The 13,526-nt window shown below is 40.6% G+C and carries 14 protein-coding genes; all 14 read left to right on the forward strand.

Translation table 11 applies throughout. The annotated features are described in order from the left end of the window. The first annotated feature begins 52 nt into the window (after window positions 1-52). The 14 genes from AC1Z3T_RS11745 to AC1Z3T_RS11810 all read left to right on the forward strand — a co-directional run bounded on the left by AC1Z3T_RS11745 (window position 53) and on the right by AC1Z3T_RS11810 (window position 13,494). Window positions 53-889: an XAC2610-related protein gene (locus AC1Z3T_RS11745; RefSeq protein ID WP_100884481.1), complete on the forward strand. Its 837-nt coding sequence runs from the start codon at window positions 53-55 to the stop codon at window positions 887-889. Window positions 890-974: 85 nt separating this feature from the next. Beyond that, window positions 975-2,261 carry a glycosyltransferase family 4 protein gene (locus AC1Z3T_RS11750; RefSeq protein WP_100884482.1) on the forward strand — a complete coding sequence of 429 codons (1,287 nt, stop codon included), beginning with the start codon at window positions 975-977 and terminating at the stop codon, window positions 2,259-2,261. A 30-nt stretch (window positions 2,262-2,291) separates the two neighbouring features. Then, window positions 2,292-2,843: a phosphatase PAP2 family protein gene (locus tag AC1Z3T_RS11755; RefSeq protein WP_004825017.1), complete on the forward strand. Its 552-nt coding sequence runs from the start codon at window positions 2,292-2,294 to the stop codon at window positions 2,841-2,843. A 173-nt stretch (window positions 2,844-3,016) separates the two neighbouring features. Continuing rightward, window positions 3,017-3,217, forward strand: a complete 201-nt coding sequence (iscX, locus tag AC1Z3T_RS11760) for a Fe-S cluster assembly protein IscX (protein WP_004725877.1) — start codon at window positions 3,017-3,019, stop codon at window positions 3,215-3,217. Window positions 3,218-3,359: 142 nt separating this feature from the next. Then, window positions 3,360-3,791: a nucleoside-diphosphate kinase gene (gene ndk, locus AC1Z3T_RS11765; protein ID WP_004725878.1), complete on the forward strand. Its 432-nt coding sequence runs from the start codon at window positions 3,360-3,362 to the stop codon at window positions 3,789-3,791. Window positions 3,792-3,967: 176 nt separating this feature from the next. Further along, the gene (gene rlmN, locus AC1Z3T_RS11770; protein WP_005033888.1) at window positions 3,968-5,218 is read left to right on the forward strand and encodes a dual-specificity RNA methyltransferase RlmN; all 1,251 of its coding nucleotides are present in this window, start codon (window positions 3,968-3,970) and stop codon (window positions 5,216-5,218) included. Between the two features lie 59 nt (window positions 5,219-5,277). Next, entirely contained in the window at window positions 5,278-6,081 is an 804-nt protein-coding gene (pilW, locus tag AC1Z3T_RS11775) for a type IV pilus biogenesis/stability protein PilW (RefSeq protein ID WP_004825013.1), read from the forward strand. Beyond that, entirely contained in the window at window positions 6,072-6,860 is a 789-nt protein-coding gene (locus AC1Z3T_RS11780) for a helix-turn-helix domain-containing protein (protein WP_004825011.1), read from the forward strand. Before pilW ends, AC1Z3T_RS11780 begins: the two co-directional genes overlap by 10 nt. Before the next feature lie 21 nt (window positions 6,861-6,881). Next, on the forward strand, window positions 6,882-7,997 hold the full coding sequence (ispG, locus tag AC1Z3T_RS11785) for a flavodoxin-dependent (E)-4-hydroxy-3-methylbut-2-enyl-diphosphate synthase (protein ID WP_058971800.1): 1,116 nt from the start codon (window positions 6,882-6,884) through the stop codon (window positions 7,995-7,997). Further along, a complete protein-coding gene (gene hisS, locus AC1Z3T_RS11790; protein ID WP_009584421.1) occupies window positions 7,994-9,289 on the forward strand; it encodes a histidine--tRNA ligase in 1,296 nt (431 codons plus the stop codon). Before ispG ends, hisS begins: the two co-directional genes overlap by 4 nt. Window positions 9,290-9,319: 30 nt before the next feature. Further along, entirely contained in the window at window positions 9,320-10,021 is a 702-nt protein-coding gene (locus AC1Z3T_RS11795; protein WP_004825005.1) for a YfgM family protein, read from the forward strand. Next, window positions 10,021-11,169 (forward strand): outer membrane protein assembly factor BamB, encoded by a 1,149-nt coding sequence (gene bamB, locus AC1Z3T_RS11800; protein ID WP_100884483.1) that lies wholly within the window; start codon window positions 10,021-10,023, stop codon window positions 11,167-11,169. Before AC1Z3T_RS11795 ends, bamB begins: the two co-directional genes overlap by 1 nt. A 184-nt stretch (window positions 11,170-11,353) precedes the next feature. Then, window positions 11,354-12,763, forward strand: a complete 1,410-nt coding sequence (der, locus tag AC1Z3T_RS11805) for a ribosome biogenesis GTPase Der (protein ID WP_004825001.1) — start codon at window positions 11,354-11,356, stop codon at window positions 12,761-12,763. Between the two features lie 83 nt (window positions 12,764-12,846). Continuing rightward, window positions 12,847-13,494: a 4'-phosphopantetheinyl transferase family protein gene (locus AC1Z3T_RS11810; protein ID WP_046759951.1), complete on the forward strand. Its 648-nt coding sequence runs from the start codon at window positions 12,847-12,849 to the stop codon at window positions 13,492-13,494. The last annotated feature ends 32 nt before the right edge of the window (window positions 13,495-13,526 follow it).

Consider the following 13,526-nt stretch of genomic DNA (forward strand, 5'->3'; position numbering starts at 1 on the left):
ATTTTGTGATAGATTACACATTATTGATTATCGTTGAATATGGTTTTGAATCATGAAATTTAAACTTTTTCTCACTATGATGACTTTGTCTATTTCATGTTTTAGTTATGCTGAAACTCAGTCTACTTCTGTACAGGCAAATACCAGTTTAAAGCCATTGAGTGGTGTGCGTGTGTCGATGCAGCGTATGCTTAAATCAGGTGAAGGTCGTTATTATATGAACCTTTATGCAGGGATTGCACATCCGCATGGTGTACTGACTGATTTAATGAATAGTACAACGATAGACTTTAAAGGAACTCAAAAAGGCGATCAGTTAGATCTAAAATCACTGGCTTCAGAAGCAGATAACACCACTGTTGGCAAATATCAACTGACAGGTGTGCTGAATGCAAATAGCGGATTGTTTAAAGCTACACTTTTAGAAGCAGGCAAAACAGCTGGGCAATCCATACAATTTGAACCTGCTTTTAAGGTCGTGAATAAACCAGTTTTTATCTTTAAATTCTATGGTCAGGACGATGCCAATAGCCCATTTGGCAAAACTTTAAAACGTGTAGATGTGTTGAATAAAAACAACAATACTGTCGTGCAAAGCCTTACTGGGTTTACAGGCTATCCAAACAGTGTCGGTTATATGGATATCAATTTTGATGGTTATTATGATGTGATTGTTTCTGACTTATCTCAAGGGCGCACAGTAGAGGATAAACGCTATATTTATTGGATGTATAATCCAAAAACTCAACAGTTTCAGCGTTCTCCACAACTGGAAAAGATTGCAGGCTTTCCGAACCTGCATGGTGAAAAGCAACAGATTGACTTTGGCAATCGACAAGTTTACCAAGTGGAAAACGGTCTACTCATTCGCGTGAAAGGTGATCAGTAATTGGTCAAAAAACTGTCATAAAATAATCATTAAATTGTCAAGAAAATAACCTAATCTATTCAAAAATGAACAGATTAGGTATCGTATGAATAAACCGTTCGCGAACACCTTGCAATTTAAACAACAAGATTTTCCCGATAATATTCAGTATTATTTCAACCCAAACAACAAGAAAACGACAACGAATAATGATGACCTTATTCGTGATTTATCTCGACCTCGTCTCAAAATTGCAATCGTGACTGAAACATGGCCACCAGAAATTAATGGTGTTGCTTTATCTTTGATGCAACTGTGTAAGGGGTTGCAAAATCAAGGGCATAAAATTCTGCTTATTCGTCCTGAGCAAAAAGCGCAATGCTATGATTTCGTTCCCAATAAAGAATGCTTGGTGAATGGGCAGTCAATTCCAAAATATCCAGATATGAAGTTCGGTTGGCCACAATTCCTCAAAGTCTCTCAAGCGATTTCAGCATTTACACCCGATGTCGTGCATATCGTGACTGAAGGACCATTAGGATTTACAGCATTACACGCTGCAAAAACACGACATATCCCCGTTTCAAGTGGCTTTCATTCACAATTCCAAGAGTTTAGTCGTTTCTTTGATTTGGCATTCTTGGTCAAGCCGATTCAAAGTTATTTGAGATGGTTTCATAATGCAACACAACTGACCTGTGTTCCCAGCCGTGACACTGAAATCGCTTTACGTGAATTTGGTGTGACCTGCCCATTGGTCGTCGTAGGTAGGGGGATTGATACAGATCGGTTTTCTTCACAACGTTATTCAGCACTGCTTAGACAGCAGTGGGGCGCAGATGAAAACACTACGGTGTTGATTTATGTTGGGCGTTTATCTTCGGAAAAAGAAGTTAATGTGGTAATTGATGCTTATTCCGCGTTACGTAAGCAATCACAGCGTCAAGTCAAATTGGTGTTGGTGGGAGATGGTCCTGATCGTAGCCGATTAGAAAAAATGCCAGGTGCAGAACATGTGATTTTCATGGGTAGCCTAAGTGGCACGCAACTTGCTGAAGCTTATGCAAGTGCCAATGTTTTTGTATTTGCCAGCCAAGTCGAAACATTTGGTAATGTGGTCATTGAGGCGATGGCAAGTGGCTTACCGATTATTGCCTATGATTATGCCTGTGCCCAACTTCATGGCAAACATACTCAAACAGGTTGGTTATGTTCAATTGGCGATATTCAACAGTTAACACAACATGTGTTGCAAATTCCAGATAACAACATGCTGAAACGTATGGGGCAACAAGCCATGCAAGATGTTCAAAGCATCGGATGGCAACATCCAGTTCATCAATTCGAAGAAGCACTATATCAGGTTACGCAGTATGCAAAACGGCTGACCTAGTTCATCTCAAATAATGAGAGGAGAGTGAAAATGAATTTTAAAAATACCAAAATAAAAATGCTCGATCTCGATCTTAGAGGTTGCTTATATCTCAATAACTTATCGCATACGCAAAGTGTTGCAACGTTTTTTAAAACCATTAGTCGTCTAGGTGATGGTGCTTTTTGGTGCGCAATGTTAATGCTGGTATGGTTGCAAAAAGGCTGGATGTATGGACTGCAATTGCTCTATGTCGTGGTTGCTGGTCTGTTAGGAACGGGGATTTATAAATTTCTAAAACATAAAACAGTCCGCCCGCGACCTTATCAAGTCCATCAGGTGATTATTTTAGGTGAGCGCCCTTTGGATCATTTTAGTTTTCCATCAGGTCATACACTACATGCTGTGATGGCAACGATTGTTTTTGGCTATATCCAACCCCTGATGTTATTTATCATGACACCTTTCACTGTGTTGATTGCGCTGTCACGAATGGTTTTGGGCTTGCATTATCCAAGTGATGTGATTGTTGGGGCACTGATTGGTGCAAGTGTCGCAAGCTTGATTGTTTTAACTGCGCCTTATTTAGGAGTTATTCTATGATGGTTTATTTATTGGTGGTGTGTAACTTCATTTTTAAAGAATCAGATGATTTTGATCATCAAGGTTTTAATTTTGAATAATGGTCTACACCTAGTCGCAAATATAGACGAATTGTCCACAGCCCCTAAGATTTGGTAAAGTAGTAGGATTAAATAAAGCAAAGGAACATGAGCATGGGCTTACGTTGGACAGACACGATTGACATCGCAATTGAACTCAGTGAAGCACACCCAGATGTGGATCCACAATGGGTGCGTTTTACCGATATGCATGCTTGGATTTGTGCTTTGCCAGAGTTTAGTGATGACCCAACAAAATCAACAGAAGGTTTGTTGGAAGCTATTCAAATGGCATGGATTGATGAAGCAAATTAATCGCTTCTCGATGTAATTCAATGGTGGAATCTCACTACACATCGAAAAATCCAATTTTTTTACAGATTAAAAGCGGAAAATTATTCATTATTCGGTATAATGCGCCAAAAATTTCGTGTCAAATTGACTTAAGGAGCCAATCATGGCTATTGAACGTACTTTATCTATCGTAAAACCAGATGCAGTTGCTAAAAACCACATCGGTGACATCTTTGCTCGTTTCGAAAAAGCTGGTCTTAAAATCGTTGCGACTAAAATGAAACACCTTTCTAAAGCTGAAGCTGAAGGTTTCTATGCTGAGCATAAAGAACGTGGTTTCTTTGGTGATTTAGTTGCATTCATGACTTCTGGTCCAGTAGTTGTATCTGTTCTTGAAGGCGAAAACGCTGTTCTTGCTCACCGTGAAATTCTTGGTGCAACAAACCCTAAAGAAGCTGCTCCTGGTACAATCCGTGCTGATTTCGCTGTAAGCATCGATGAAAATGCTGCTCACGGTTCTGACTCAGTTGCATCTGCTGATCGTGAAGTAAACTACTTCTTCGCTCAAACTGAAGTTTGTCCACGTACTCGTTAATTCGACGTATTTAGGGTCTATTTTCTTATCCAATAAATCTTCGATTTATGAATTGATAACAGACCCGAAACCAGATAGGTGATATACTGCTTGTCTGGTTTTTTTATTTTTGTAGTTCTTATTGTTCAAATGCTGATCAATATTTTTCATTCTACGGCATGATTTAGGTAATCCCCATGAGTTCTGAAGTTGTCGCTTCATCGTTAAATTTAGATGAACAGCAGCCTGCATCGTCACATACAGTACAGGCTGACCGTGTTCAGTCTGCACATGCACAGAAAGTGAATTTACTTGGCATGTCACGTCCGCAATTGGAAAAATTCTTCGAAGAAATGGGGGAGAAAAAATTCCGTGCTGGGCAAGTAATGAAATGGATTCATCAGTTTTTTGTCACTGATTTTGCTGAAATGACCAATATTTCAGGCAAACTTCGAGAAAAATTAGAACGAATTTGCGAAATTAAGGCACCAGAGGTTGTTCATCGCAACTATTCAAAAGACGGCACACGTAAATGGGTTTTCCGTGTGGGCGATGGTGCAGGTTCACTGGTAGAAACCGTGTTGATTCCTGCTGAGGATAAGACGGGGTCACGTAAAACCTTATGTATTTCTTCACAAGTCGGCTGTGCGCTTGACTGTTCATTCTGTTCAACCGGTAAGCAGGGTTTTCAGCGTGATTTATTGCCAGATGAAATCATTGGGCAATTGTGGATGGCGAACTATTCTTATATGGAAGATGTGCCAGTCGCAGAGCGCGAACGTTCTGTGACCAATGTGGTCATGATGGGAATGGGCGAACCACTGTTGAACTATGACGCAGTTTTGAGTTCGATGAATATCATGCTGGATGATTTTGCTTACGGAATGTCAAAACGCCGTGTCACATTATCGACATCAGGTGTTGTTCCGAAAATTGACCAATTGGCACAAGATATTGACGTTGCTTTGGCGATTTCCTTACACGCGCCAAATGATGAATTGCGTAATGAATTGGTACCAATCAATAAAAAGTATCCTTTGGCGCAATTGATTGCTGCATGTCAGCGTTATATTGCCAAAGATGGTAATGAAAGTTCACGCAAGCATGTGACGATTGAATATGTGATGTTGGATGGTGTGAACGATCAACCTGAACATGCACAACAAATGATTAAATTGCTGAAAAACTTACCAAGCAAAATTAATTTAATCCCATTTAACCCATTTCCACATGCGCCTTATGGGCGTTCAAGCCGAAATCGAATTATTTCTTTCCAAAAAACTTTGTCTGATGCAGGTTTTGTGTGTACGATTCGTCAGACACGAGGTGATGATATTGATGCCGCTTGTGGACAATTGGTGGGGCAGGTTGCAGACCGTACACGTCGTGCTGAACAGTGGAAAAAGAAAGTGGCTGAACGTGGTGAAATTATACGTTCACAAGGTTAAAGATCTGTAGACATAGATTTATATCAACAAAGAATCAGGGGCTGACTTTGAGAAAATCGATGTATCAAAAAGCAGTTGTAATATTGGCAATTGGTTTATCTGCATTGGTGGTACAGGGTTGTCAAACGACAAACTCAGACACAATTATAAAAAAAGATCCTGAGAAAGCCGTCAAAGTTCGTACCCAGTTAGCTGCGGAGTATATTCGATCAGGCGATCTGGATGCAGCTAAACGTGCACTCGATCAAGCCCTAGAAACCGATTCACGAGATTCAGCTGCCAATATGATGATGGGAGTTTTACTACAACAAGAAGGTAGTAAGATCAGCATGGAAAAAGCGGATGGCTATTTTAAGCGTGCGATTTCCAGTGATTCGAAAAATGCGCAGGCTCGTAATAATTATGGAACATATTTATTTGTTAGCGAGCGTTATAATGATGCGATTGAGCAGTTGAGTATCGCAGGCGCATCTCTTGGATACGACCAGCGTTATAAGGCTTTAGAAAATTTGGGGCGGGTATATTTAAAAGTTGGTGATACAGCAAATGCCGAAAAAGCATTCAAAAATGCCCTACAAGTCAATCGCGATTCGATCATTTCTTTGGTAGAGTTGTCTGAGATTTTCTATTTGCAACAAAAAAATGCGCAAGCAAGTCAACTCTATGAACAATATGTTCGTTTAGTAGGTCAGGACAAACAGGGCGCAAGAGCACTCTGGATTGGTTTACGTATTGCACGTGCCAATAATGACCAGATGGGAATGCAAGTACTGGTGAACCAGTTGCGGGCATTATTCCCTGACAGTAAAGAATATCAACGTTATCTGCAATTACAGTACAGTACTGAGGCCGTATGGAAGTAAATCCTAATTCACAGCAACCTACAGGTTCAAACGTAGCATCTAATGGCTTAGGAAATGTTCAACGTCCAGGTGAGTACTTGCGTCAAATTCGAGTCTCGAAGAACCTAGACATTCAAGATGTTGCAAAAGAGCTGAAAATGCCTGTAAAAACCTTACAAGCATTAGAGCAAGATGAATATAAATCTTTGCCAGAAGCGACTTTTATTAAAGGCTATTATCGTTCATATGCGAAGTTTTTGGGTGTTGATGCAACTGTCATCATTCAACGTTTTGATGAAATTTATCAAAATGATACAGGGCTTTTGCCGAATCATGCATTGAACAATTCTCCGATCAAGATCATGGGTAAGCTTCCGGGTTCAAACAGCGATCGTAATAAAAAATGGTTGAAGCGTGCTTTGATTGCCATTGTTGCGATTGCCGTGATTTGGGCTTTGATCGCAGGAATTCAAAAGTTTACATCAAGTAAAAGCAATGACACTGATGCTAAACCACAAGAGTCTGAAGTAGAGGTATTGAACTTAAACAATGCAACTGCGACTTCTGGTGACCAAATGGTGTTGAATTTTAGCCATCCAACTTCTGTGCATATTGTGGACAGCACAGGAAAAGTTTTGGCAACTGGTCGTCAATCTGCGACATTGACACTGAGTGGTCAGTCACCATTCCAAATTCGACTCGATGATGCAACTGCTGTGTCATTAAGCCTTAATAATGAACAGATTTCATTGTCTCCATATACAGTGAACGGAAAAGCAGAATTCCGTTTGTCACGTTAATGGGCAAGAGTAGATAAGATCATGATTGAGAATCCAATCAAGCGTCGTCCAACACGTAAAATACGTGTGGGTTCGGTGTATGTCGGTGGTGATGCCCCGATCAGTATTCAAAGTATGACCAATACTGAAACATGTGATGTTGATGCAACGGTTGCGCAGATTCAACGCTGTGCAGATGTGGGCGCTGATATCATGCGTGTTTCAGTACCGACGATGGAAGCTGCTGAAGCTTTTGGTGAAATTCGTAAGCGTGTTACCGTTCCTTTGGTGGCGGACATTCATTTCGATTACAAGATTGCTTTGAAAGTCGCTGATATGGGTGCAGATTGTTTGCGTATCAACCCTGGCAATATTGGTTCTGAAGCCAAAATTCGTGAGGTTGTGGCTGCGGCACGTCATCATGATATTTCGATGCGTATTGGGGTCAATGCTGGATCTTTAGAGAAAGATATTCAAAAGAAATATGGTGAGCCAACAGGACAAGCTTTGCTTGAGTCTGCGATGCGTCATATTGATATCTTGGATCGTTTGGATTTTCAAGAATTTAAAGTGTCGGTAAAAGCGTCAAATGTATTTTTGACAATGGATGCTTATCGTTTATTATCTGCACAGATTGATAACCCACTGCATTTGGGTGTGACTGAAGCAGGGGTATATCGTACAGGTTCTGTGAAATCTGCGATTGCTTTAGGTGGTTTGTTGATGGAAGGCATTGGTGACACCATGCGTATTTCATTGGCAGCAGAGCCTGAAGAAGAAGTTAAAATTGGTTTTGATATTTTAAAATCATTGAGTCTTCGTTCAAATGGGATCAATTTTATTGCCTGTCCAAGCTGTTCACGTCAAGAGTTTAACGTGATTAAGGTCATGCAAGCTCTTGAAGAACGTTTGGAAGATATTCGTACTCCGATGGATGTATCTGTCATTGGGTGTAAAGTCAATGGTCCGGGTGAAGCCAAAGAAGCCGATATTGGTATTGTCGGTGCAAGTCCTCGTTCACTCGTGTATCGTAATGGCGAAAAGAGTCATTTAATAGATACAAATCAGTTGGTTGATGAAATCGAAACGATGGTTCGTCAACGTGTTCAAGAGCTTGAAAAAGCTAAAGCTAAAGAGATTATCCGTAGTTCATCATGAGTTCAATTGTCGCAATTAAAGGTTTTAACGATGTTCTTCCAACGCAAACTGCTGCATGGAGACGTCTTGAGCAACATTTAGCATCACTTATGGATGCTTATGGTTATCAGCAAATCCGTTTGCCGATCGTTGAACATACCCATTTGTTTAAACGTTCAATTGGTGATGCAACTGACATCGTTGAAAAGGAAATGTATACATTTCTGGATAAAGGTAATCCACCTGAATCTTTAACATTGCGTCCAGAAGGGACTGCGGGTTGTGTGCGTGCGATGTTGGAGCATAACTTGTTGCGTGGTGCGAATCCACGTGTTTGGTATGTGGGTCCAATGTTCCGTTATGAGAAACCTCAAAAAGGACGCTATCGCCAATTCCACCAATTTGGTGTTGAAACTTTTGGTGTGGCAACGCCAGATCAAGATGCTGAACTGATTCTGATGACGGCACGTTTGTGGAAGCGCATGGGGGTTGCAGATAAAGTTCAACTTGAGTTGAATACTTTGGGTGAATCTGATGAGCGTGCCGAGTATCGTGCAGCATTGGTTGAGTTTTTGACAGCTCATCAAGCAGACTTGGATGAAGATTCACAACGACGTTTGACCACTAATCCTTTACGTATCTTAGATTCAAAAGATGCGCGTACCCAACAAATTCTTGAAAATGCGCCAAAGTTGCATGATTTCTTGAAAGAAGACAGTTTGAATCATTTTGCCCAGTTACAACAGTATTTAACAGATGCTGGAATTAGTTTTGTGATCAATCAAAAACTGGTACGTGGTTTAGATTATTACAACAAAACAGTATTTGAGTGGACCACAACGCATTTGGGTTCTCAAGGAACTGTCTGCGCAGGTGGTCGTTACGATGGTTTGGTTGGGCAGCTTAAAGGTAAGCCGGATCAATCTGTGCCAGCTGTGGGTTTCGCCATGGGGATGGAACGTTTATTGTTGTTGCTTGAGCAAGTTGAAGACAATACTCCAACGCGTGAGTGTGAGCTGTTTTTGCTTTCTGACCCGGCGACACAAGGGCAGGCTCTGGTTCTGGCTGAGCAAATGCGAGATCAAATCGAAAAGGCAAACAGTGCAATCCGTTTAAAAACAGGTTCACAAGGTTCTATGAAGAGTCAAATGAAGAAAGCAGACCAGTCTGGTGCGATCTATGCATTGATCTTTGGTGAACGTGAAGCTGAAGCACAGCAAGTTTTAGTTAAAGAACTTGCTACAGCAGAACAACATGAAATTCAGGTGTCTGAAATAGTACCGTTTTTCATTGAAAAACTTTCGTCAAAATAAGCCGATAATCATAAGGAAAAGGGGAGTCAAATGAGCGCAATGACTGATGAAGAACAACTGGATAGTGTGAAGTCATTCTTTAAAAAATATGGCTCGGCTATGGTCACTGGTGTGCTCATTGCATTGATTGCCTTTTTCGGTTGGGAATATTGGCAAAAGAAAACTTTAGCTGAAAATCAAAACCAAACAGCTAAAATTCAACAATTGATGGATGAGGCAAGAGCAGCCAATGGTGATGCCAAAGTCACGGCTGCATTGGTGTCATCCGCAGATAAAATTGTGAAAGACAATCCAGATTCAGTGCAGGCGATTCAGGCTCAAATTATCATGGCAAAACTTGCTTATGATAAAAATGATTATGCCTTGGCTGAGCGTGAGTTGAAAAAAGTCGAAAATTCCAAAATTAAAGATGCTGGTTTGTTACAAGTTGTAAAAATCAAATTGGCTGATGCGCAATTGGCGCAAAAAAAGTTTGATGATGCTTTAAAAACCTTGTCAGCTGTGAATGATCCTGCATTTCAAGCCAGTGCTGATGAGATGAAAGGCGACATTTATGTAGCAAAAAATGATACTGAAAATGCCAAAAAATCGTATCAAGCAGCATGGAATGCAGTTGTTGAGCGTAAGCAAGAACGACAAATTTTACAAATTAAACTCGAAAGTGTTGGCGTATTAGTAGAAGATCCTGATCTTGAGCGCCCAATTTTAGCAACACAAGTGGATGAGTCTTAATGGATAGAAACTTTAAAATACCTTTTGCTTTAGCAATCTTATCAATCGCTTTAATCGGCTGTTCAAGCAATAAGACGAAAGAAGTTAAGATTAAGCCGAATCCACTCCCTAAAGTTGCACAAGCATCAAGCTTGGTTCAAGTTTTTTCGACCAGTGTTTCGTCGACCAGCAGTGAAGATGCACTGCGTCTTCGTTTGGATACGGACAATGGTGTCGTATTTGCTTTAGATCCAAAAGGTGAGGTGTCAGCCTATAAAGGCAAACAACGCCTATGGGAAGCTAAAGTGACCAAAGAAGGTCTAAGCTCAGGTGTTGAAGCTGCTGACGGTGTGGTGATTGTGGGCAATCAAAAAGGGCGCATCTTTGCTTTAGATCAAGCTACGGGTGCAACCAAATGGTCTACACAGTTATCGGGCGCAATCATTAGTTCAGCATTGATCCAATCTGGTCGAGTAATCGTGGTTGCAAATGATGGCACTGTCTATGCGTTAGATGTTGAGTCAGGTCAACAAGTCTGGACCTACAAATTACCAAATGCTTCGTTGAGCTTACGTGGTCAAGCTGCCCCAGTAAGTTTGGATCCGCGTACAGTGCTTATAGGAACATCTACAGGCTACCTTTTCGCAATTGATAGTCTTGCAGGTGTGCCTCGCTTACAACGTCGCGTTGCCGTTTCAGAAGGGCGTTCGGATATTCAACGTTTAATTGATGTTGATAGTGAACCTGTGGTTTCTGGGCAGTATGTCGTAACAACAAGTTTTCAAGGGCAAGTTACTGTGCTTGATTTAGCGACACAACGTATTTTGTGGAGTGAAAATTCAAGCAGTATCAATCGTCCAGAAGTGACAGATGGTAAAGTCATCGTGTCACAAACAGACGGTCAAATTATTGCGTATGATTTGATTACTGGGCAAGAAATCTGGAAAAATGAGCAATTGCTAAATCGTAACCTGAGTAATCCTGTGCTACTCGGCTCAAATCTTGTCGTTGGTGATTTGGATGGTTATTTGCATCAAATTGATCTCAACAGTGGAACTACACTGGGACGCGCTAAAACCAGTGGTGAAGTCCGTACCTTAAGAGTGATTGATAATCAGCTCTATGTTTCGACACGTAAAGGTGCTTTAAGTATTTGGCAAAGTCGTTAACTGATTAGGATTCTCTATTTTTTTAGTCTTGTGCTAAAATAGAGCCATCCGTAAGAATTTCATGCACGGGGTGATTGCAAATCAATACCCCGTGTTTTTATTTTAGGTTTTTCCTACTTTTCTTCCTATACATTTCTGATGTTCAGACCAGTCATACTGGCTGATCTTGAATAAAGGTTATTTTATGAAACCCGTAATTGCGCTCATTGGTCGTCCAAACGTCGGCAAATCAACGTTATTCAACCAGATTACCAAGAGCCGTGATGCACTTGTTGCTGACTTTGCAGGTCTAACCCGTGACCGCAAATATGGTGATGCAACGTATCAAAATAAATCTTTCATTGTTGTCGATACTGGGGGTATTGGTGAAAATGAAGGCGGTATCGATTCATATATGGCAGAACAATCAAAAACTGCGATAAATGAAGCGGATATTATTATTTTTGTCGTGGATGCGCGCGCAGGTTTATTGGCTTCAGATGAGCAGATTGCACGCGAGTTACGTACGCTTGGCAAAAAAGTGTATTTGGTTGCCAATAAAGTCGATGGTGTCCATGCGGAAGCTGCTTTAGTTGAATTCTATAAGTTGGGCATGGGCGAGCCTTTGCAAGTGGCTGCAAGTCATGGGCGTGGTGTTCAACAAATGCTTGAAGACGTCCTAACGGATATTCCTGAAGATGAAAATGAAGATGAGCATGATCAAGCCACAGGTTTACGCTTAGCAATTATTGGTCGCCCAAATGTGGGTAAATCAACACTGGTCAACCGTTTATTGGGTGAAGAGCGTGTGGTGGCTTTTGACCAACCAGGTACAACGCGAGATTCAATCTATATTCCTTTTGAACGTGATGGGCGCAAATATACCTTGATTGATACGGCAGGGGTGCGCCGTAAAGGTAAAGTAGATGAAATGATTGAGAAATTCTCAGTTGTGAAAACGCTACAAGCCATGAAAGATGCACATGTTGTTGTGGTGGTGGTTGATGCGCGTGAAGGGATTGTTGAACAAGATTTGCATTTAATTGGTTATGCACTTGAAGCTGGTCGTGCGATGGTAATTGCCATTAATAAATGGGATAACATGACCGAATATGACCGGAAACAATGTAAATTAGATGTTGAACGTCGTTTTGATTTTATTCCTTGGGCAAAAATCCATTTAATTTCTGCTTTGCATGGCACAGGTGTGGGGGAGCTTTATCCATCTATCCATCGTGCTTATGATTCTTCTCATTTGAAAGTCTCACCTGCAAAATTGACTCAAATTTTGAATGATGCGACTGATGCACATCAACCACCAATGATTAGTGGTAAACGCATTAAAATGCGTTATGCGCATATGGGTGGGCAAAATCCACCAACGATTGTGATTCACGGTAACAAAGTGGATAAGACACCAGCAGATTATCGCCGTTATCTTGAAAATGTTTTCCGTAAAGTCTATAAGCTTGAAGGAACACCTGTTCGTATTGACTTTAAAACTTCAGAAAACCCATTCGAAGGGCGTAAAACCCAAGTGGATGAACGTACAGCAGCACGTCGCCGTCGTTATATTCAAAAGTTTAAAAAGGCTGAGAAAAAATTTAGCCGTTAATACAGTCCTCTATGTTGATAAAAACCCAAAGTGATCTTTGGGTTTTTTTGATTTAAACTAAGAAAAAATCTTTGGAATATATTGTGAATCGTACTATTCGGCTTGACCTTAATTCTATTCAAAATATTCTTCCCACTTTTCAATCACCTGATCGTAAAAGCCAAATTCAAGAACTCAAACATGCTATTTATGCATACCGTAATCAATTGATCTCTGATTTGTTATGCAAAGAAATCACAAACCCCAGTTTTGCTCAGACTGAATTTGGCAAACCATACTTAATTGATTATCCAAAGTTTCACGTGAATCATTCGCACAGCCAGCAACATTATGCATTGGCAAGTAGCCAACACATGCATGATTTAGGGGTGGATGTCGAAGATTTAGATCGTAAAGTGCGTTTTGAAGCACTGGCAAAACATGCTTTTCATCCTGAAGAATATCAGACTTGGCAGTCGTTAGATTTTGATCCAGTATTTTGGTTTAAAGTCTGGACAACCAAAGAAGCGATTTTAAAAGCTTCGGGCTTGGGGATTCGTTTAAGTTTAAATGAGCTTAATACGCATGTGCATCGTATAAATGATGGGGGATTATGTACTCATCCATTATTAGGCAGTTTTGCCTATCAGAATTTTAATCTCAGTCGGGTCATGCTTACGGTTGCGTGGCGTTCAGAATTATCCTGCAAAGGTTTTGCTTTTCCACAAATTGAAATTATTCAGCATGATTAAAATACGACTCAAAAGCACTGACTCAATTGAAT

This window comes from Acinetobacter sp. B-6 (assembly GCF_056930735.1).

Excerpts from the sequence above, each read along its gene's own strand:
- AC1Z3T_RS11750 (WP_100884482.1), top strand. The coding sequence starts at position 975 with ATGAATAAACCGTTCGCGAACACCTTGCAATTTAAACAACAAGATTTT.
- AC1Z3T_RS11780 (WP_004825011.1), top strand. The coding sequence starts at position 6,072 with ATGGAAGTAAATCCTAATTCACAGCAACCTACAGGTTCAAACGTAGCA.
- bamB (WP_100884483.1), top strand. The coding sequence starts at position 10,021 with ATGGATAGAAACTTTAAAATACCTTTTGCTTTAGCAATCTTATCAATC.
- rlmN (WP_005033888.1), top strand. The coding sequence starts at position 3,968 with ATGAGTTCTGAAGTTGTCGCTTCATCGTTAAATTTAGATGAACAGCAG.
- AC1Z3T_RS11795 (WP_004825005.1), top strand. The coding sequence starts at position 9,320 with ATGAGCGCAATGACTGATGAAGAACAACTGGATAGTGTGAAGTCATTC.
- iscX (WP_004725877.1), top strand. The coding sequence starts at position 3,017 with ATGGGCTTACGTTGGACAGACACGATTGACATCGCAATTGAACTCAGT.
- ispG (WP_058971800.1), top strand. The coding sequence starts at position 6,882 with ATGATTGAGAATCCAATCAAGCGTCGTCCAACACGTAAAATACGTGTG.
- AC1Z3T_RS11755 (WP_004825017.1), top strand. The coding sequence starts at position 2,292 with ATGAATTTTAAAAATACCAAAATAAAAATGCTCGATCTCGATCTTAGA.
- AC1Z3T_RS11745 (WP_100884481.1), top strand. The coding sequence starts at position 53 with ATGAAATTTAAACTTTTTCTCACTATGATGACTTTGTCTATTTCATGT.
- der (WP_004825001.1), top strand. The coding sequence starts at position 11,354 with ATGAAACCCGTAATTGCGCTCATTGGTCGTCCAAACGTCGGCAAATCA.
- ndk (WP_004725878.1), top strand. The coding sequence starts at position 3,360 with ATGGCTATTGAACGTACTTTATCTATCGTAAAACCAGATGCAGTTGCT.
- pilW (WP_004825013.1), top strand. The coding sequence starts at position 5,278 with ATGTATCAAAAAGCAGTTGTAATATTGGCAATTGGTTTATCTGCATTG.
- hisS (WP_009584421.1), top strand. The coding sequence starts at position 7,994 with ATGAGTTCAATTGTCGCAATTAAAGGTTTTAACGATGTTCTTCCAACG.